Here is a 19,497-nt window from a genome sequence, read left to right on the forward strand (position 1 = left end):
AGCTCTCCCCTTTATATTGTTCTGACCGCTACCTGAGGCAGCAGCTCTTCTACTTTTTCAATCGTGCACAGGCCAATAGAAAAGGCTGTTGCACTGCCGGAAGCTACACTGTATTTAAATGCTGCCTCATAGCTGCCGCTTCGGCTGAATTCGGCAAGAAATCCGGCAACCATAGAGTCGCCTGCTCCCACCGAGCTTCTCAAGATGCCCTTTGGAACAGTCGCCGCGATGGCCATATCTTCATTCACGAATACAGCACCTTCCCCTGCCAGTGAAATAATGACGTTTTGCGCACCCATTTCGATAAGCTTCTTAGCGTATGGAAGCACTTCTTCGCACGTGTGGATCTCTGTGCCAAATAATTCTCCAAGTTCATGGTGATTCGGCTTGATCAGGAAAGGACGGTACGGAAGAACCTTTTTAAGCAGCTCGCCCTCTGCGTCTGCTGCAAATCCTGCACCTGCTTCATGGCACATCTTCGCGAATGCTTCATACGTGTTGTCCGGCATTGTGGAAGGGATGCTTCCTGCAAGCACAAGCATATCTCCCTGTCCCAGCCGGCTGATTTCAAAAGTCAATGCATCCAAGTCTTCCTTGCTGATTTCAGGCCCCCTGGCATTGATTTCAGTTTCCTGACCGCTTTTCAATTTGATATTGATTCTCGTGTCATCCTTTACCTGGACAAAACGGGTTCTAATATTCTCTTCCTGGAGAGAGTCTGTGATATATCTGCCGGTGAATCCGCCGGCAAAACCGATTGCTTCGCTGTCAACTCCCATCCTTTTCAGGACCCGGGAAACATTGATGCCTTTTCCTCCTGGAAATTTAGATTCATTTTTTGTCCTGTTCAAACTGCCTATCTCGACATTGTCAAGCTCGACAATATAATCAACTGAAGGATTAAGTGTCAATGTATAAATCATGCTGTCACAACCTTAATTTTTGTTTTACTTATAAATTGTTCCCTGCTGTCTGCATCAAGTTCATTTGTGATAATGGAGGCTTCATGGAGCTCAGCAATTTTTGCGAAAGCGATTTCAGAAAACTTCGAACTATCCGAAAGTACATATGCTTCCCTCGACAGTGAAATAGCTGTCTGCTTGATCATTGCTTCCTCCTGGTCCGGTGTGGTATAGCCGAACTGCGGATGAATTCCATTAACACCCATAAAGCATTTATCAAACCTGTATTGCCCAAGGCTCGCTAAGGCCCCCCTGCCTATGATGGCATTTGTGTGCGGCTTTGCATACCCGCCCACAAGGAAGGTCTTAATCCCTCTTTCCATAAGGCTTTGAATATGCATAAGGCCATTTGTCACGACAACAATGTCTTTCAGAGGCAGAAAGGGAATCATTTCCTGAACGGTTGACCCTGCATCCAGATATAGGCAATCTCCTTCTTCTACAAGGCCTGCTGCATACTTGGCAATATCCTTCTTCTCATGACGGTTTATGGATGATTTCTCAACCATGCTCGGCTCTTGAAGCTTTCCCTGCAGCCTGGCAGCGCCTCCGTGCACCCTTTTTAAAAATTTATCATTTTCAAGCTGTGATAAATCCCGTCTGATGGTTGATTCTGAGGAATCTGTCATTTCTACAAGTTCCTGTATTTTAACTGTATGCTTCTCTTTAAGCATTTGCAGAATGAGCTGATGTCTCTCTGGCGTCAGCAAGATTGTCACCTCCCAGCTCTTTATTATTGCCGCTTCATGGCTTTTGGCTTAGAAGTTTAAGATTTATTATGTAAGCCAATTGTAATGGAATCGATTTCAAAAATCAATCATTTTCACTCATAAACAATCAAATAGATTCAATGTTTGATTGTTTATGAATGTTTTTGTTTTATTTTAATTATTTTGATAATCGTTATGTTTTGTTAGCTGTCTAAAGGGAGGCTATAATGAAAGAGCAAAAATATATAAATGTTTTGGAGAGTGTCTCAGTGAAAAATATTGGCGGTTTTTATCTTGAATTGATTAAAGTAATCATCATTGCTGTTGCTGCGTTTGCCCTTTTTGGGTCTTTCCATGAAAAGATTCTTGAACTTGCGGTTCCGGCAGATGAAGATATAACAGGCAAAGCGTTCGGTCTGCCATTCTATATTCAGTCTGCTGCATTATGCATGCTTCTTTTTCTTCTTTATAAGACAAATCTGCAGAGGTGGAGCTGGTATAAAAAATGGAAAAATAGCGGCAGGCTTTCGACAAATACGGCTCGGATTCTGCTAATTGCAGGGAGCGCCATGCTTCTCCTTCCATATTTTTATTATTTTATCGCTTTATGATTGCTGTTGGTTTTTAACTATGCTACAATCATGGTACAACATATTGATAATCCACCAGGAATCAGCACTACATATTGTTGTCCTTGTGAATGAATTTTGTTTATGGTCTCTTTTTCCTTTTTCGCTTCTGAAACTCGGGAAGCGATTTTTTTTGCAGAGAGTCCGGGGATTTTAGCGAATAATCGTCCTGGCTGCCGATTTTTGGCACCAGCCTTCAATTGAATAAGAATCCGCAAGCGATGGTGCCCTTTTAGGGCATAATAGGGAATCCGGTTCAACGCCGGAGCTGTCCCCGCAACTGTAAGTGTGTACGAAATGAGCATCCACTGTATATGAACGCTGAATAGGCGCATATATGGGAAGGGCTCAGAGTAGGATGAAGCACAAGCCAGGAGACCTGCCATGCTTGTACGAGTTTCGGTTCTTCGGGGATTGGGAAGATGAAACGATGGTATAAATCGTTTTATTTTCCTTTATGCCGTCGTTTGATCCGCCCAAATTGTGGGCGGATTTTTTTATTGTCAAAATACTGATCAACCCAGGAGGTACGACTATGAACATTTCTTCCGCAAAACCGCTGCCATTGGCATCCATTGATTCTGATTTCCCGCATTTGGATTTTCAGCCGCTTTATAAAAGGGCGACTCAGCTTCAGGATAATCACACTCCAAGTAATGATGAACTGCTAAACCAGCTGATTCTTGATTCCCTTTCCATGATCAGCGAGGCTGAGCCTGACTGGACATACGTGGCCGCCCGCCTGTACTTATCAAGTCTTTATGAGAAGGCTGCCGAGCACCGGCGCTCCACTGCCGGAGAAAGCTATGGCCCACTGTATGGGCTTATCACCGATTTAACCGATGCCGGCGTCTACTCCCCAGTCCTGCTGGAATCCTACACAAAAGAAGAAATTGATATAATCGGGACTTATATTGACCCGGAAAAGGACAGGCTTTTTACATATATAGCAGTGAAAATGCTGGCTGACCGCTACCTGAGCCGGGATAAGAAAAAGAGGCTTTTTGAGCTGCCTCAGGAAAGATTCATGATCATCAGCATGACTTTGAACCGTTCAGAGCCAAAGGAACGCAGATTGTCCCTCATTAAGGAATCCTATTGGGCTTTAAGCAATCTGTATATGACAGCAGCAACCCCTACACTTTCCAATGCAGGAAAAAATTGGGGACAGCTTTCAAGCTGCTTTATTGATACTGTAGATGACAGTCTCCAGGGCATATATGACAGCAACACAGATATCGCCAATCTTTCCAAGAACGGCGGCGGCATCGGGGTCTATCTGGGAAAAATCAGAAGCAGGGGCAGTGATATAAAAGGCTTTAAAGGGGCTTCATCAGGGGTCCTTCCATGGATGAAGCAGCTTAATAACACAGCTGTCAGCGTCGATCAGCTCGGCCAGCGCAAAGGGGCAGTCAGCGTCTATCTCGACATCTGGCATAAAGATATCTTTTCCTTCCTGGACAGCAAATTGAATAACGGTGATGAACGCTACCGCACCCATGATTTATTCACCGGGGTCTGCCTGCCGGATCTATTCATGGAAACAGTAGAAGCCCGCGCGGACTGGCATTTGTTCGATCCCCATGAGGTCCGCAGCGTTATGGGCTTCTCCCTTGAAGACTTTTATGATGAAAAGCCTGGTGCAGGTTCATTCAGGGTTAAGTATGAAGAATGCGTCGCAAACCCGCGGCTGTCGAAGCAAAAAGTTCCGGCAATCGATATTATGAAAAGGATTATGATCAGCCAGCTGGAAACCGGCACACCATTCATGTTTTACCGTGATGAGGTAAACAGGAAGAACCCCAATCGTCATTTGGGGATGATTTATTGCACTAATCTCTGCACTGAAATCGTGCAGAATCAAAGCGCAACGATCACAAAAGACCAGCGCGAGGAAGATGGCCGGATCATCATAGAGAAAATTCCCGGCGATTTTGTCGTCTGCAATCTTTCATCTATCAATCTGGCAAGGGCAGCAGCCGACCATGTATTGGAAAGATTGATTCCCATTCAGGTCAGGATGCTTGATAATGTGATTGACTTGAATACCATTCCCGTCCTGCAGGGAGTGGCCACCAACCGGAAATACAGGGCAATCGGACTCGGGACCTTTGGCTGGCACCATTTGCTCGCCTTGAAAAAGCTCAGGTGGGAAAACGAAGAAGCCGTCCGGCTGGCAGATGAATTGTACGAAAAGATTGCCTTCCTGACGATTAAAGCAAGCATGAATCTGGCAATGGAAAAAGGATCATACCCGGGCTTCAAGGGCTCTGACTGGCATTCAGGCGAATATTTTACATCCCGGGGATACAGCAGTTTGGATTCTGTGCATGATTGGGATTCATTGATGCAGGCTGTCAGGAAAAATGGAATCCGAAATGGATATCTGATGGCTGTAGCACCAAATGCATCAACTAGCATCATTGCAGGAAGCAGCCCGAGCATTGATCCGATATTCAGGAAATTCTACTCTGAGGAAAAGAAAGATTATAAGATTCCGGTAACGGCACCCGACCTGAATGAGCATACAACCTGGTATTACAAATCGGCTTATGTGATTGACCAGCATTGGAGCATCCTGCAGAACAGCAAAAGACAGAAGCATATCGATCAGGCAATTTCTTTTAATTTATATGTGCAGAACAATATTAAAGCGAAGGAACTGCTGGATTTGCATCTGTCTGCCTGGAAAAACGGACTGAAGACGACATACTATGTCCGCTCTACTTCTTCCGACTTTGAAGACTGCGATTCCTGCTCAAGCTAATGAAAAGGAGTGATTCGATGACAACCCCTGTCAATAAGAGAGAAATCATGAATAAAACAGCACCAAACCGCTCTACTGGAATCATCAACGGAGAATGTTCCAATATCCTGAACTGGGACGATGTGAGGTTTCAATGGGCCTTTCCTAAATATAAACGGATGCTCGCCAATTTCTGGACCCCTTTTGAAATCAATATGTCACAGGACATCAAGCAGTTTCCTGATTTATCAGAAGAAGAAAAGGAGGCTTTCTTAAAAATAATCGGCCTACTGGCACTGCTTGACAGCATTCAGACTGATTATGCCGGTAAGGTCGCTGACTACCTGACAGATTCCAGCCTCTCCGCCCTGATGATCATCCTTGCCCAGCAGGAAGTGATCCATAACCATTCTTATTCTTATGTGCTTTCAAGTATTGTTGATAAGAATAAGCAGGATGAGGTATTTGAATTCTGGCGGACCGAGCCTGCCCTAATAAAGCGGAATGAATTCGTGGCTTCAGGCTACAGAAATTTTGCAGAGTCGCCCACTGTCGACAGCCTTCTTAAGTCCATCATATTTGATGTTGTTTTAGAGGGGCTGTTCTTCTATTCCGGCTTCGCCTTTTTCTATCATCTGGCAAGAAACCAGAAAATGGTCGCTACCAGCACGATGATCAACTATATTAATAGAGATGAACAGCTGCATGTCGACCTTTTCGTTAAAATTTTCCGTGAAATCCTTGATGAATATCCTGAGCAGAACACAAAAGAGCTGGCGGAATTCGCAGAATCAACTTTCAGGGAAGCGGCCTATCTTGAAATTGAATGGGCCCGATCCATCATCGGGGATAAAATAAGCGGCATCCTGATCGGGGATGTGGAAGAATATATAAGATTCTATGCCAATGTCCGCTCCAACCAGCTGGGCTTTAACCGCCCATTCGAAGGATCAAGGACCAATCCCCTTCGCTGGATCAAGGCCTATGAAGAGGTCGATCTTGGAAAATCGGACTTTTTTGAACAAAAGCCGAGGCAGTATGTGAAGGTGAATACAGTGGATAATGGGTTTGATGATTTATAAATGATTCATGAAAAAGCACCCCTGTTTGTCTGCAGGGGTGCTCTTTACTGAAGATAATACAAAAATCCGGACGAAGACACTATATGAAAATACGAGCTCCAGAGAATTGGCATTAATAAGCAGCCCGGCAGGATTATCGCTCATTCAAACTGCTTCTTGTATTCGGCAGGAGTATAACCTGTATATTTTTTAAAGCAAACACTAAAATATTGGGGATTGCTGTAGCCGACCTTCTCACAAATCTCATACGTTTTCAGATCCCCCAAGCGCAATTCTTCCATTGCTTTATTCATTCTGAGTTCCAGCAGGTAATCCCCAAAATTGAACCCTTTTTCAAGTTTGAATAAATTGCTTAAATAAGGTGTGCTGACATGAATAATCTCAGCCACTTTTTTCAGGCTCAGGGTACTGTCATGAAAATGTTCTTTCATGTAAATTATCGCCTGGTCAACATGGCTGAAATGATTTTTGTCTTGTTTTCTATGCAAAGCATCTGCCCACTGTGAAACCAGTGATTGAAGAATCTCCATCATTTCGGTTAGCGTTTCCATTTCCATAATTCTCTCATAAACGTCTGAAGAATTAAAACTTATGCTTTCTTCCTTTTTCCACTTTTCAGATTCAAAGAAAAGCAAAGTGCTGAATTTTAGCGCCAGAACTTTTAAATCAGATAATGGGAGGGCTCTTCTCTCTAATATAGCCTTATTTAATCTGCCGAGGATTTCACTAACCTTTTCAGGTATACCGAGCTTGATTTGGCATTCTAATTCTGACTCTAACATTTGCAGAGAATCATTTGCTTCTTTCTCGCCTGAAACGGTATCTTCAAAAGAAAAAACTTTCCCGTTCCCCATGATATGCCTTAAATCCATCGCGAGCCTTGATTCCAGCAGTGATTTTCCGAGTTCAAACAGATTCTGATAGGTTCTTCCGAGCGTTATTGTTGCAGACTGTCCATCATGCTCATAAAGTGTATGAAGCATTAAATTGGCCAGCTTTCCTTTTCTTAAGTCATTCTCATCATCAAGTGACAAAAGGACTGCACACTCATTGGAATCTATATGCATGACAATAATTTGTCCCGCTGTAAAAAGGGAGGAAGCCGCCTCTTTGAGTCTTTTCATTGTATTCTCATGGAGACCGGCAGTTGAATGAACGAGAACAGCAGCGAAGGTTGGCCCCTCTAATCCAACTCCCAGCTCATTCAATTCCTTCTCCACATCCACATGCTGATGACCCTCTCTCATCAGTTCCCGAAAGAACTTTTGCTGAAGATAGGGGAGAGACTCTGTTACTTTCATTTCTCTTCTGGCCTCCAGTTCCCAGTCTGCCGCTGCTTCCTTTGCTTTTAAGAGCAGATGCTCAGAATCTACCGGCTTTAACAAATAATCAAACGCTTTCATTTTAAGGGCCTGCTGAGCATATTTAAACTCTTCATATCCTGTCAGAAAAATGATCCTGGTTTCCGGGCTGATTTCCCTGACTTTCTTCCCCATCTCCAAACCGTCCATAAAGGGCATATTTATATCCGAGATGACAACTTGGGGCTGCTCCTTTTCAATTAATCCCAGGGCCGTCTCTCCGTCTCCTGCTTCCCCTGCAACCACGAATCCATGCGCTCCCCATTTAATGGACTCGCAGATCCCTCTGCGGATAATACGGTCATCTTCAACAACAATCACCTTATACATTCTCGCTGAACTCCCCTTTTGTCTTGGGAATAATGATGCTCGCCACTGTTCCGCTTCCTGGTTCACTGGCTATGCTTAACCCATACTCGTTTCCAAAATGGATTTTAATCCGTTCATTTACGCTTTTTAGCCCAATCCCGATAAAGCTCTTGGTTTCCTGAAACGAAGACTTCATTTCATTAAGAATATCCTGAAGTTTTTCTTTTTCGATTCCATTGCCATTATCAGCAACCTCTAAGTGAATGAGCCCTTTATCCTGGTAACCTCTTATTATAATCTCCCCTTGCCCTCTTTTCTGCTTTACACCATGATATATGGCATTTTCAATAAGAGGCTGCAAAGAGAGCTTAACAATATTATAGGAAAGGATTTCTTTTTCTACATCGATCATGTAGGAGAAGTCATCACCGTAGCGCATCTCCTGAATGAATAAATAGTGTTCGATATGCTCTAATTCATCTTTAATAGGAATAATTTCTTTTCCTTTGCTGATCCCAATACGGAAAAAACTGGACAGTGCGCTCACCATGCTGCTTGCATCCTTATTAAGCCCCATATCACATAATCCCTTAATGGAATACAGCGTGTTATAGAGGAAATGAGGATTAATTTGCGCATGCATAATAGCAAACTCCAGCTGCCGTTTCTCTTCCTGCTCCAGGCGGATCTGGTCCATCAGTGATTGAATTCGCAGGAGCAGTTCTTTAAACCCGGTATGAAGAATTTTCATTTCCTCCGGGCCTGATGTTTCATGATAAAAATCAAGGCTTTTCTTATTAACGGTCCGCATTTGCTCCGCCATGTTCTCAAAAGGCTTTGAGATGTACTTCCCTACCAGATAGGTGAGGAATATAGCACTGACTATCATTAATAAGATGAAGAAAACGGTAGAATGCTTTATATAATTCACCTTGTTTAATATTTCATCCTGCGGGACTACAGCTGCCAGCTTCCAGTTGTTCGGTTCGACAGTATCATAGATAACGATCATATCTTCCCCGGAAGCGCTTTTATAAAAAAACTGCCCGTCCTCTTCCTCCGTTTGCTGAAGGGAACGAAGAGTTTTGTTATCCAGCTTGTATTCCGTTTTAACGTTTTTGGATTCATATTTGCCGTTCGGGCTTATCAGTGTCAGATAGCCGTTATCACCGATAAGTGATTTGTTCAGCACCTGCTCAAAGAATTCATCGCGAAGATTAAATAATACAATTCCTTTTTCAGAATAGTATTCCTTTTCAATGAGCCTGAATACCGACATCACTTCATGATTGGTATCAAAAATTTGATCCTGATGTATATTCCTCCAGTAAAATCCCTCTTTGCTGCCTTTATAATGATTAAAATACTGATCATAGGAAACTGTTGGGTTAGCTGTGTAATCACTATGATACAGCAAAAATTCTCCTTGATTGAGATCGATCAGGACGGACTCCAGTATGATATTATAGCGGGAATAAACAAGCTGCAATGTTTTATCTATTTCCACATAATACTTCGGTTTAATGTCAGACTGTTCCATTCCAATTAAGTTTAAAACCATTGGATCATTCGAAACAGCCACAATCTGCTGAAACACATCAGTGAGCATATAATCCAATGAATTCTTTGTCTGAAAAATAGTATCATTGACATTTTTATATGCATTTTCTTCAACCTGAGCGGTTGCAAGCAAGGAAGAAACCAGCCCGGAAACGGATATAAAAATAATAATGATCGGTAAATAGAGGGTGTTGATTGTTGATTTTATAGAGAAAAGGAAGTATTTGCGAATTAAGTTTTTTATTTTCATAGCCATCTTTTTTGTTCCCCTTAGAAGAAATAGAAGATTAGATCCCCTGCTTAAACAATATCTAATATTCTATGAACGGTAAATGAGTTTTTTCTTAATTCGAAATATTTATTCTTCTATTTTCAATGCGTGCTGCTCAGTCAGAAGACCCTGAAAAAAGAAACCTTTTCTTATAACACATGATTACGGCTAAGAAAAGGTTCATTTCTTTATCATTTCATACACTTAACGATGTCCGGAGTTTTCTTCTATGCCTTCAGCAAATCATGGTATGCCATGCTTCCCAAGATAAAGGCGCCCATCCCATGGAGGTCATTGACCGATGTAGGACGTTCTGCATAGTAGTCATAAACACCTGCAGATGTCCCGATCACAATACCCTTTAAGTCAATTGCTTCCTCTTTTTCATCGACCATATGCTCCAGCAGCCCTTTATATGCCTTATCACAATTTTCGCGGTATGTGTCATCAACATAGCTATGCTGAATCCCTTTTGCAATAAAATACAGGAATAATGAGGAACATGATGATTCCAGCCAGTTATCCTCAAGGTCACCTTTATCAATGATGTTATACCACAGGCCTGTTTTTTCATCCTGGAAATTAACAACCGCAGGGATGAAGTCTTGAAGAGAAGTGATCCAATCTTCCTGGCCCCGCTTCTTATCCCCAAGGATCTCCAGCAGGTCGATCAATGCTGTGCCATACCAACCGACAGAACGCCCCCAGAATTCTGGTGAAAGGCCTGTTTCAGGGTCTGCCCATGGCTGGACTTTTTTCTCATCCCAGGCGTGGTAAAGCAGACCTGTTTTTTCGTCTGTCATATGCTTTCTCATCAGCTTTTCCTGAAGCAGGACATGCTGGATCAATTCTTCCTCATTGAAGTGCTCAGCATAAAGCAGCATGAAGGGCCCTCCCATAAAAAGACCATCCAGCCACATTTGATAAGGATATTTTTCCTTATGCCAGAATCCATTCTCTGATGTCCTGTTAATCGTCTCCAGCGCGCTTCTTAAACGCTTCGCTGCAATCATATACCTTTGATCTTTCGTTTCTTCATACAGCGGGAATAAAAGAATGCCCGCCATTGTAGAGTCAAGCTGGTCCCTTTCAAAGCGGACATTTCCATATTCATCAATCAAGTTATCAAAATAGGCTTTTATATACTCAAGATACTCTTTTTTCCCAGTTGCTTGATAGACACGATACATGCCATACAGAAAAACCCCCTGGTGATAATGGAATTCACCAACCGGCGGAAGCTCTTCTGCACGAAATGTCTGCATAAGTGCCTGGCAAGCCTTTTCTGCCATCATCAATGGTGTTTCAGTTGTAATCTTATCAATTGTTTTTCCCATTTTTCTGTCTCCTTTTCCTGTAATATTTGAGGCAATCAAACAAAAAGGGTGCTAATAACTTAAACACCCGCTTTGTCCTGATTGAAAACCAGCAGCAACACCCCAATTGACCCGGCAAGCATAAGATACATTTGATTACTTATTAAAAGTGTCGTCATATTTCTTCTTTGAATCTTCAATGGCTTTTGCCCATTCATCCAAGAAATCTTTAGCTGACTTGTCGCCCGTCATCACTGCCTGGAATCCAGGGTCTACCAGGTTATCAAGTATAGAACGGTAATCCGGCAAATAGAATGGCGGCATATAAAGCTTTGTATTCTCATTATTGTAGACGTCAAATGCTACCTTGATATGCTGTGCATCCTGTACCCATTGGTCATCTAATACATCTGAATTGGTTGGAATTTGGCCAGTTTGTTCATTCCAGTAGCTTTGTGCTTCTTCAGAGTTGACAAACTCAATGAATTTCCACGCTTCGTCCTGATGTTCGGATGATTTAAACATGGCCAGATTAACTGCATTTCCGCCTTCAGCAACATATTGGCCATCATCTGTGGCTGGAAGCGGGATCAGCTGATATGTGCCATCTTCCAGAGCTTTTTTATGTTCTCCATAAGAACCTGGGTTGTGATGGACCATCGCGACAACACCAGTATCAAAGCCGGCGATCATCTCTTTGTATCCGTTGGTAATATCGCTTTTTGGAGTGAATTTATCATAATAAGAAACATATTTCTCAACGAAGTCTACGTGCTTTGGATCATTGATGTTGGTTGTTCCATCTTCGTTAAAGTAATCCAGGCCGCTGTAGGCAAACATGGCACGCTGAATGGTAAAGGATGCACCAGCACCTCCGCGGATTGTAAAGCCATAACGGCCGTTGTCTTTATCCGTCATCTTTTCAATGGTTGTAAAGAAATCATCCCATGTTTTAGGTTCGGCGGCGCCTGCTTCTTTAAACCAGTCTGAACGGATCCATAGAGCATCTAGGTTCTGCGCATAGGGTATGCCATAAAGTTTCCCATCCTGGGTAATGGATTTATTGGCTTCTATTGCATTGCTGTTCAGCTTTCCGCTGATATCTGATGACTCAAAGTAAGAATCAAGCGGCGCCAGTGCTTCGCGGATTGAGAACTCCGGCAGCCAGGTTGTCTGGACAGAACCGATGTCCGGTGTATCATCGGCCGCTATCGCTGCATCATACTTGGATTTTGCTGATTTATTCGGTATCCCGACATATTCAACATCAATATCAGGATTCTTTTCCTCAAACCGCTTGATCACTTCTTCCCAATAAGGTGTACGCGCCGGTCCTGCGTTTTCATCCCAGAATTGGAGAGTTACAGGTCCATCGGATTTACTGCCAGAATCTTTGCCTTCAGATGAAGCCTCATCTCCGCCAGAGCAGCCTGTCAGGACTAATCCGGCAGCCATTGAAAGAGCAAGTGCCGAAGTCCCCCATTTTTGCTTCAACATCATATTTCCTCCCTTTTAGAAACTAATATTTTTTGTATTAATCAGCCTTTGACAGCCCCACCCATGCCATTGACAAGGTGTTTCTGTGCGTAGGCAAATAATATCACTGCAGGAATTAAAGCGATTACACTTCCGGCTGCCAGAGCCCCGTAATTGACATTGAATTCGCCCAGCATCGTACTTAATCCGACCGGGAGCGTAAACTTCGAATTCTGATTGGTCAGCATCAGCGCAAGCAGAAATTCATTCCAGGTATAGATGAAAGTAAAAACGCCTGTTGCCACGATGCCTGGGAGCAATAACGGAAAAACTACATGGCGCAAGGATTGCAATTTTGTACAGCCGTCAATCATAGCAGCCTCTTCCAGTTCCTTAGGTACATTTGCGATGAATCCGCTCATCAGGATGGTCGTAAATGGAATTTCTACTGCCGTATATGTGATGATCAAAGCGAGCGGATGGCTGATTAATCCCAGATTCTTAAAAATGACAAACAACGGGATAATCATCATGGCCCTTGGTATAAACTGCGTGGATAACAGCATCAGCAAGAACCCTTTTTTTCCTTTGAACTGGTATCTTGCCAGAGCATATCCAGATAAGGTTGAGCATATAAGAACAACAATGACAGTGCAGATGCCAACAATCAAGCTGTTCTTGAAAAAGGTCGCAAATCCGATATTGGTCCATGAATAAACAAAGTTTTCAACAGTCGGGTTGGCTGGGAAATACTGCAATGGCCTCTTTACTATATCTCCTTCCGGCTTTAATGCAGTGTTGATTGTCCAATAGATTGGAAAGATGGTAAAACTGAGCATCATGGCTAAAGGTAGATATAAGGTTAGGATTTTGTCTAATTTCTTATTTTTTGAAAACAATCAACTCACTCCTTTTCATAACGGGATAGCCTCAAATAAAGGATGGCAAAGATTAGAAGTATCCCAAATGAAACAACCGTTAATGCCGAACCATATCCAAAGTTGCTTCCGTGAACAGCCAAATCTGCAATATACATCGTCAATGTCGTTGTAGCATGTGCAGGACCGCCGCCCGTTAAGTTGAACAGGAGGTCAACGTTATTGAATTCCCATACTACCCTTAGCAAGGTTGTCAGCACTATCGTATTTTTCAGTTGAGGCAGAGTAACATAGATAAAAGATTTCCAACGGTTTGCTCCGTCCACCCTTGCTGCTTCATATAATTCGTCCGGTACACTCTGCAGAGAAGCTAAAAGTGTGATCGCGAAGAAAGGAATCCCCCTCCACAGCTCAGCAATCACTACAGCTCCGAAAGCGGTGGATGTGCTGGCTAAGAAAGCCTTTGGCTCGTCAATGATCCCCACCTTCATAAGCATGTCATTAATTACACCCATATGTTCGTTGAACATCATTGACCACATTACCGATGCCAATACCCCTGAGATTGCCCAAGGGATGAAAGCAACTGCCCGGGCGAAGCCTCTGAACTTGAAGGTCTGGTTTAGCAGGAGGGCCAGGATCATCCCAAAGATTAATTGCAGGCCGACCTCAGAAACAACCCATTTCACACTATTAATTAAGCTGGGGATAAATAATTCGTCCTGAGTAAAGATGTGTTTGAAATTATCAAGCCCCGCAAAGCCATTATAATATGGTGCTGAAATGTCATAGTTTTGCAGACTATAATAGAACACAGTCGCAATCGGGTAAAACAAAAATCCCAGGATGATAAGAAAAGATGGCAGTATAAACAGATATGGAATTAATTTCTCTTTTTTAATTTTCTTTTTTTCCACTGCCTTTTTGCTGTTGATTACTGATTCAGGAACCCCTGGCGAGTAACTCATCTAGTTTCCCCCTTTCTCTTGAGTTAATTGTAAATGAAAACGTTTTCTAAAATAATCAAAGATTTTAAGATGATTAGTTGAAATTTTAAGATATTTTAGTTAATTCGATTTTATTGGAAACCATTCAGCAGAAATTTATCCCAATAAAATGGCTTGGATGTTCCAGCAAAAAACCTGCCCTTTCCTTAACAGGATTAGGCAGGTTCGATTTAAAGAATTAATTAGATGATGGCTTGCTCGCTGGAAAATAGGAGTCCATTTATATTAATTGGCTTTTTTTCCTGCACTGACCGCCAGACACCTTCTCCAACCGCTATTGAATAAGCACCAGCCTGTGAGCCTGCCAGGATCGGATAGTTCCTTGCAGGGTCAGGGCCAAGGAAAAGATCTTCCAGCAGAATGGGATCGCCGCCGCCGTGGCCCCCAGGGTTTTTAACAACCTCTATTGTTTCTTTCGCACCAAAGAGGGGAAAATAATCAATGGTTTGATCTGGATATTTGAAATGAATCCGTGAGGGCTCATGATATTCTGCCGTTTCTATCCTCCCCTTTGTCCCATTGATTGCCAATCGGTAACCCTCATAAGGAGAGGAAAAATTTATAGAATAGCTCAGTAAGCTTCCTCCCTCATATCTAACTGAAGCCACATAGGTATCCTCAATGCTGATTTCTTCATCATAAATACAGGCATCCGGCCTGTAATTAGTATAAGGCACTTCTTCATATACTCCAGCAAGCAGATGGTCGTCTTTTACAGTGCTGGTTCCGCTGCGGGGATTCCAGCGCCTGTAATAGGTACAACTGCTTTGATCAGCACATGTTCCGCAATAGCGGCTCGGTACTTTTCGCGGATTTAATTCTCCTTCAGGCCCGAAATAATTAAGGCTTCCATATGCAAATACCTCTTCTGGCTTTTGATCGAGCCACCAATTCACCAAATCAAAATGATGCGTTGATTTATGGATTGATAAGCCTCCGGAAAAATTCCTGTCACGATTCCATCTTCTGAAATAACTGGACCCATGGAATGTATCTATATACCAATTCAAATCCACAGAAGTAATTCGGCCGACCTTGCTTTCCAGTATCATTTCCTTAATCTTCCGGTGAAATGGACTGTATCGATAATTGAATGTGACAATCACTTTAGCTTCGCTTTCCGCTTCAGCTTTCATGACCTTGTAGGCATCTGCCGCATTCGTCACCATCGGTTTTTCAGTTATGACATCAACCTGCTTCTTCAATGACCTTAAAATGTAGTCAACATGCGTATCATCCCTGCCTGCGACAATTACATAATCAGGCTTTGTCTGGTCTATCATTTCTTCAAATTGCTCCGGATCATACGTCGGCACATGTTCAAGCATCGGAAATTTCTCTTTGCAGACCTTAAAGCGATAAGGATCGGAATCCAATATCGCTGCAATCCCGGTTTCTTTGGAAAATTCATTCATCATGGGCCGCATAAACATTTCCAAAGCCCGATTGCTGACACCGCAAATAGCATATTTTTTCATTCCTCATCCTCCATCCACATATTGTTAGCACTGCCATACGGCTGGTAACGATAGTGTAAATCAATCTTTGCGTCCTCTCAATGAATTATTTGGCGGCTGAAGGATTCTCTTAAAATTTTACTCATTCATCTTAAAATCTTTAATTATTAATAGAAGCGCATTCACTTACTATTATTGAAGACAGACTTTCAAATAATAAAAAGAAGGAGGAATATATTTGAATAGACATTCTATTATTGATAATGGTTCAGCTCCCATAAAACTCTCCCCAGCACGATCATGGCGAACCTACCTGGGCGGAAAACTAATTGATGAAATTCATGGTAAAGAAGATACAGAAGATAGCCATTTCCCGGAAGAATGGATCATATCAATTGTTTCAAGCCGAACAGAAGGCCGGGAAGCGGACGGATTAAATAAACTGGATCTGCCTGGCATAGATATTACTTTAAAGGAAATGGTAGATGAGCACCCCATCGACTTTTTAGGCAAACTGCATGTTGAGAAACTTGGAAAGCAGACTGGTGTACTCGTAAAGTTAATCGATTCGGCTGAGCGCTTAATCATACAGGCCCACCCTGACAAGGAAAAGGCCCGGCAATTATTTAATTCCGCTTATGGCAAGACTGAATGCTGGCATTTTATTGGAGGCAGAGAAATCAACGGGGAGCCTCCTTATGTTTACTTAGGCTTCAAACCCGGTGTCACAAAGGAACAATGGAAAAAGTTATTTAATGAACAAGATATTGAAGCCATGCTGGATTGCATGCACAAGTATTATGTCCGCCCTGGAGATACCTTCTTGATTGAAGCTGGTATCCCCCATGCCATTGGAGCGGGCTGCCTGCTGGTTGAAATCCAGGAACCCACTGATTATACAATCCGCCTGGAAAAGTCCTCCCCTTCCGGATTAAAGCTGGAGGACTACTTGCTTCACCAGGGACTGGGATTCGAAAAAATGTTTGATATATTCCGGTACGAAACTTATACGAGCGAAGAAACCTTGGAAAAGTGGAAAATACCTCCTGCTGTATTATTGCAAACTGCAGGATTTAAAGAAACCGAAATAATTGGCTATCAGCAAACACCATGTTTCCGAATGACTCTTATTGAAGTGGAAAAAGAGGTTACATTAGGGGGAGACGGCGTATTTTTCGGGTTATATATTCTGTCAGGGAATGCAGTCATTAAAGCCAGCGAGATGGAGCAATATGTTAAAAAAGGCGATCAGCTTTTTATTCCTGCAAAAGCAGTCACCCTTTCAATTGAAACTACCGGGAAAACTCCCTTAAAAGGCTTGAGATTATTTGGTCCGGCGTTAGTATGAATGGCGTATAGAAAAACAGCACGGCCGAAGCCGTGCTGTTCTCATTCTAGAGCAGCAAATAGACTAAAGGTGCAGCAATGACCAGCGTCAAGATCACCCTTTCAATCCATATGACGATCAGCACGGGAATTGAAAGAGGAATTTCCGTCGATACAATACAAGGCACAAGCGCCGAAAAAAAGATGATACCTGATACAGAGACAATAGCAATGACAACCTTCAGTTCCAGTGCAGCTTCAGTGACCAGCAAGGCAGGGAGAAACATTTCTGCTATGCCAAGTGCGCTTGCCTTAGCAGCAAGCATTGGCTCCGGCAGCTGCAGAACGGATGTGAACGGATAAAAGATATAGCCAATCCAGTCAAAAACCGGAGTGAACTCAGCTAAAACCAGGCCAAGCAGTCCGATCGACAGGATGGATGGCAGGATGGCCATAGCCATTAGCAGCCCATCTTTCAAGTTGCCCCATATATTCTCCAAGAGGCGCGGTGAATATTCCGCTGTCTGCCTGGCCTCCGCCCATGCTGCAGCGAAAAGGTTTCCTTGAACCTTTTTTTCAGGCTGCGGAACAGATCCTTCGTAATAATCTTCTTTAATTTTCGACAGCGGCCAGATTCTGACCGTAATCGCTGTTACAAGGAAGGTTACGAAGAAAGTAAGCCAAAAATACAGATTCCACATTTCCATCAGCCCGAGGGTCTTTGCCACAATGACCATGAACGTGGCAGAAACAGTTGAAAAGCCGGTGGCAATGATGCTTGCTTCCTTGCCGTTATACTTGCCTTCTTTATAGATGCGGTTGGTTATTAAAAGGCCGACCGAATAGCTGCCCACAAAAGAAGCGACAGCATCAATGGCAGAACGCCCGGGCGTTTTCCAAATGGGCCGCATGATTGGCCTTGCAAGGACCCCGATGAATTCCAAAAGGCCGTAGCCTACCAGCAAAGAAAGGAATACAGCCCCTATCGGCACCAGCAGTCCGACGGGAACTACAAGCTTGTTGTATAAAAACGGCCCCATATCCGGATCAAACAGCCAGGCTGGACCCTGATTCAGGAGAATCATTATGCCTGTCAGCAGACCAGCCACTTTAAACATAGAAAAAATTATATCTGTAGCGGATTTCTTCCATTTCCCTGTCCAAAAAGGATATATGGCTCCTGCAGCCAAAATGAACAGAGTATAAAAAGGGATGGCAGGTTCCGCTGCCGTTTGGATATAGGTCACAAAATGATCAAGCAGGATGGATTTCTTTTCGCCGATTGTAATGGGGACAAAGAAAATGAACGCGCCTATGAAACTGTAAACGAAGAATTTCCACATAAATGGCGTTTTGATGCTTATGTCTGTACCGGGCTGTTTTGGCAGATTGGTTTCCATATCAATCGCTCCCTTAACAGTGAATGTTCAATCCTTCTTTCCGCATTGTGCAGCCGGTCATAAATTGCAGCCAGGCATAGACACCCGCTTTTACCGTTTCTGACACGTTGGAATCCTTTGTCGGGTCAAGACAGACAAAGTCAATATGCAAAACATGCGGACATTTGCCAATTTCGAGCAGGACATCAAACAGTTCGCCAGGCATCATACCGCCCGGAGTTGACGCAGGCACGCCCGGGGCTGCGGAGATGTCCAGAACATCCATATCCACTGTTACATAAACACGGTCTGTCCTGGCTGCCAAATCTTCCAGAGACTCCTGCACTGTTTGGATCAGCCCTTGCCTCCGGGCATTCTTCATGGTCACCATCCGGATCTTGTGTTCTTTTGCATATTGAACCAGCGGCCTTGCATTGAAATAGCCATGAAGTCCGATATTGACTATATCTTCCCCCTTCACAGCACCGCCATCGATAAGCTGGCGGATCGGTGTGCCATTCGCAGGCCCGAGCTCCTTCGGGTCCCTTACATCCAGATGGGTATCCAGCTGAAGGATCCCAATCCTTTCGTCAGGAAAAGCTTCCTTAATTCCGCGGACAGAGCAGGCAGTGACTGAATGGTCCCCGCCGATCAGGCAGCTGACAGATTCAGGGAAGCCTTTTGCCAGTGAACAGGCTGTCTCCTGAATACGGCTATGGGAAAGGGGGATATCAGTTGTATGCATAAGTACATCTCCTGCATCAGCAGCAGTTAAAGAGGTCAAATCGATATCTTCATCAAGATTATAGGCTGCGTATCCTTTCCACATTTTCCTGAATTCATCCGGGTATAAGGATGCACCTGAAACACTGATGGATGATCTTGATAAGGGTGCTCCATAAATGATGACATTGGGTTCCCCTTCTGTCTGTTCCAGCGGACGGATCCATTGATGGACGAATTCAGGGGAGCTGCCTTCAGCCGTATTCCAGGACCAGCCGGGTTTCGTCAGCCAGCGAGTCTCCATC

The 19,497-nt window shown here is 43.4% G+C and carries 15 protein-coding genes and 1 riboswitch; of the genes, 4 read left to right on the forward strand and 11 right to left on the reverse strand.

Going from position 1 to position 19,497, the window contains the following annotated elements; translation table 11 throughout:
- Positions 1–11: 11 nt before the first annotated feature.
- Together pfkB and RBB45_RS20160 are read right to left on the reverse strand one after the other, a co-directional pair.
- The gene (pfkB, locus tag RBB45_RS20155) at positions 12–923 is read right to left on the reverse strand and encodes a 1-phosphofructokinase (protein WP_306010253.1); all 912 of its coding nucleotides are present in this window, start codon (positions 921–923) and stop codon (positions 12–14) included.
- Positions 920–1,672, reverse strand: coding sequence for a DeoR/GlpR family DNA-binding transcription regulator (locus RBB45_RS20160; RefSeq protein WP_009795561.1), 753 nt, complete (start codon positions 1,670–1,672; stop codon positions 920–922). The genes pfkB and RBB45_RS20160 overlap by 4 nt, the downstream gene beginning before the upstream one ends.
- Positions 1,673–1,899: 227 nt before the next feature.
- Here RBB45_RS20160 and RBB45_RS20165 point away from each other — a divergent pair, with 227 nt between their 5' ends.
- The 3 genes from RBB45_RS20165 (at position 1,900) to RBB45_RS20175 (ending at position 6,129) form a co-directional block, all read left to right on the forward strand.
- Entirely contained in the window at positions 1,900–2,283 is a 384-nt protein-coding gene (locus RBB45_RS20165) for a hypothetical protein (RefSeq protein WP_009795560.1), read from the forward strand.
- A 222-nt stretch (positions 2,284–2,505) separates the two neighbouring features.
- Positions 2,506–2,702: riboswitch (cobalamin riboswitch) on the forward strand.
- A 134-nt stretch (positions 2,703–2,836) separates the two neighbouring features.
- A complete protein-coding gene (locus RBB45_RS20170) occupies positions 2,837–5,068 on the forward strand; it encodes a ribonucleoside-diphosphate reductase subunit alpha (protein WP_306010254.1) in 2,232 nt (743 codons plus the stop codon).
- A 17-nt stretch (positions 5,069–5,085) separates the two neighbouring features.
- Positions 5,086–6,129 (forward strand): ribonucleotide-diphosphate reductase subunit beta, encoded by a 1,044-nt coding sequence (locus tag RBB45_RS20175; RefSeq protein WP_022544058.1) that lies wholly within the window; start codon positions 5,086–5,088, stop codon positions 6,127–6,129.
- A 140-nt stretch (positions 6,130–6,269) separates the two neighbouring features.
- On the opposite strand, the gene RBB45_RS20180 is transcribed toward RBB45_RS20175, so the two are convergent.
- The 7 genes from RBB45_RS20180 to RBB45_RS20210 all read right to left on the reverse strand — a co-directional run bounded on the left by RBB45_RS20180 (position 6,270) and on the right by RBB45_RS20210 (position 15,785).
- Entirely contained in the window at positions 6,270–7,820 is a 1,551-nt protein-coding gene (locus RBB45_RS20180; RefSeq protein WP_306010255.1) for a response regulator, read from the reverse strand.
- Positions 7,813–9,615: a sensor histidine kinase gene (locus RBB45_RS20185; protein WP_306010256.1), complete on the reverse strand. Its 1,803-nt coding sequence runs from the start codon at positions 9,613–9,615 to the stop codon at positions 7,813–7,815. Before RBB45_RS20185 ends, RBB45_RS20180 begins: the two co-directional genes overlap by 8 nt.
- A gap of 242 nt (positions 9,616–9,857) precedes the next feature.
- Positions 9,858–10,967: a glycoside hydrolase family 88/105 protein gene (locus RBB45_RS20190; protein ID WP_371931636.1), complete on the reverse strand. Its 1,110-nt coding sequence runs from the start codon at positions 10,965–10,967 to the stop codon at positions 9,858–9,860.
- 135 nt (positions 10,968–11,102) lie between these two features.
- Positions 11,103–12,446 carry an ABC transporter substrate-binding protein gene (locus tag RBB45_RS20195; RefSeq protein WP_306010257.1) on the reverse strand — a complete coding sequence of 448 codons (1,344 nt, stop codon included), beginning with the start codon at positions 12,444–12,446 and terminating at the stop codon, positions 11,103–11,105.
- Positions 12,447–12,484: 38 nt separating this feature from the next.
- Positions 12,485–13,321 (reverse strand): carbohydrate ABC transporter permease, encoded by an 837-nt coding sequence (locus RBB45_RS20200; protein ID WP_224906332.1) that lies wholly within the window; start codon positions 13,319–13,321, stop codon positions 12,485–12,487.
- Positions 13,322–13,326: 5 nt separating this feature from the next.
- Complete coding sequence (locus tag RBB45_RS20205) at positions 13,327–14,268, reverse strand: carbohydrate ABC transporter permease (RefSeq protein ID WP_306010258.1); 942 nt, start codon at positions 14,266–14,268, stop codon at positions 13,327–13,329.
- A gap of 221 nt (positions 14,269–14,489) precedes the next feature.
- Positions 14,490–15,785 carry a Gfo/Idh/MocA family protein gene (locus tag RBB45_RS20210; RefSeq protein WP_306010259.1) on the reverse strand — a complete coding sequence of 432 codons (1,296 nt, stop codon included), beginning with the start codon at positions 15,783–15,785 and terminating at the stop codon, positions 14,490–14,492.
- A 217-nt stretch (positions 15,786–16,002) separates the two neighbouring features.
- Between RBB45_RS20210 and RBB45_RS20215 the strand changes: the two genes are divergently transcribed.
- Positions 16,003–17,112, forward strand: coding sequence for a type I phosphomannose isomerase catalytic subunit (locus tag RBB45_RS20215; protein ID WP_306010260.1), 1,110 nt, complete (start codon positions 16,003–16,005; stop codon positions 17,110–17,112).
- Positions 17,113–17,158: 46 nt separating this feature from the next.
- Here the strand turns inward: RBB45_RS20215 and RBB45_RS20220 are convergent, their stop codons facing one another.
- Positions 17,159–18,490: a YjiH family protein gene (locus RBB45_RS20220; protein WP_306010261.1), complete on the reverse strand. Its 1,332-nt coding sequence runs from the start codon at positions 18,488–18,490 to the stop codon at positions 17,159–17,161.
- A gap of 13 nt (positions 18,491–18,503) precedes the next feature.
- Positions 18,504–19,496 (reverse strand): agmatinase family protein, encoded by a 993-nt coding sequence (locus tag RBB45_RS20225; protein ID WP_148949221.1) that lies wholly within the window; start codon positions 19,494–19,496, stop codon positions 18,504–18,506.
- Between the last annotated feature and the right edge of the window lies 1 nt (position 19,497).

The sequence above is a fragment of the Bacillus sp. MMSF_3328 genome, from assembly GCF_030733525.1.
GTDB classification, from domain to species: domain Bacteria; phylum Bacillota; class Bacilli; order Bacillales; family Cytobacillaceae; genus Bacillus_AB; species Bacillus_AB infantis.

Bases quoted from the DNA above. Each gene is read 5' to 3' on its own strand.
- RBB45_RS20175 (WP_022544058.1), top strand. From the start codon at position 5,086: ATGACAACCCCTGTCAATAAGAGAGAAATCATGAATAAAACAGCACCA.
- RBB45_RS20205 (WP_306010258.1), bottom strand. From the start codon at position 14,268: ATGAGTTACTCGCCAGGGGTTCCTGAATCAGTAATCAACAGCAAAAAG.
- RBB45_RS20225 (WP_148949221.1), bottom strand. From the start codon at position 19,496: ATGGAGACTCGCTGGCTGACGAAACCCGGCTGGTCCTGGAATACGGCT.
- RBB45_RS20185 (WP_306010256.1), bottom strand. From the start codon at position 9,615: ATGGCTATGAAAATAAAAAACTTAATTCGCAAATACTTCCTTTTCTCT.
- RBB45_RS20180 (WP_306010255.1), bottom strand. From the start codon at position 7,820: ATGTATAAGGTGATTGTTGTTGAAGATGACCGTATTATCCGCAGAGGG.
- RBB45_RS20165 (WP_009795560.1), top strand. From the start codon at position 1,900: ATGAAAGAGCAAAAATATATAAATGTTTTGGAGAGTGTCTCAGTGAAA.
- RBB45_RS20170 (WP_306010254.1), top strand. From the start codon at position 2,837: ATGAACATTTCTTCCGCAAAACCGCTGCCATTGGCATCCATTGATTCT.
- pfkB (WP_306010253.1), bottom strand. From the start codon at position 923: ATGATTTATACATTGACACTTAATCCTTCAGTTGATTATATTGTCGAG.
- RBB45_RS20195 (WP_306010257.1), bottom strand. From the start codon at position 12,446: ATGATGTTGAAGCAAAAATGGGGGACTTCGGCACTTGCTCTTTCAATG.
- RBB45_RS20210 (WP_306010259.1), bottom strand. From the start codon at position 15,785: ATGAAAAAATATGCTATTTGCGGTGTCAGCAATCGGGCTTTGGAAATG.
- RBB45_RS20220 (WP_306010261.1), bottom strand. From the start codon at position 18,490: ATGGAAACCAATCTGCCAAAACAGCCCGGTACAGACATAAGCATCAAA.
- RBB45_RS20190 (WP_371931636.1), bottom strand. From the start codon at position 10,967: ATGGGAAAAACAATTGATAAGATTACAACTGAAACACCATTGATGATG.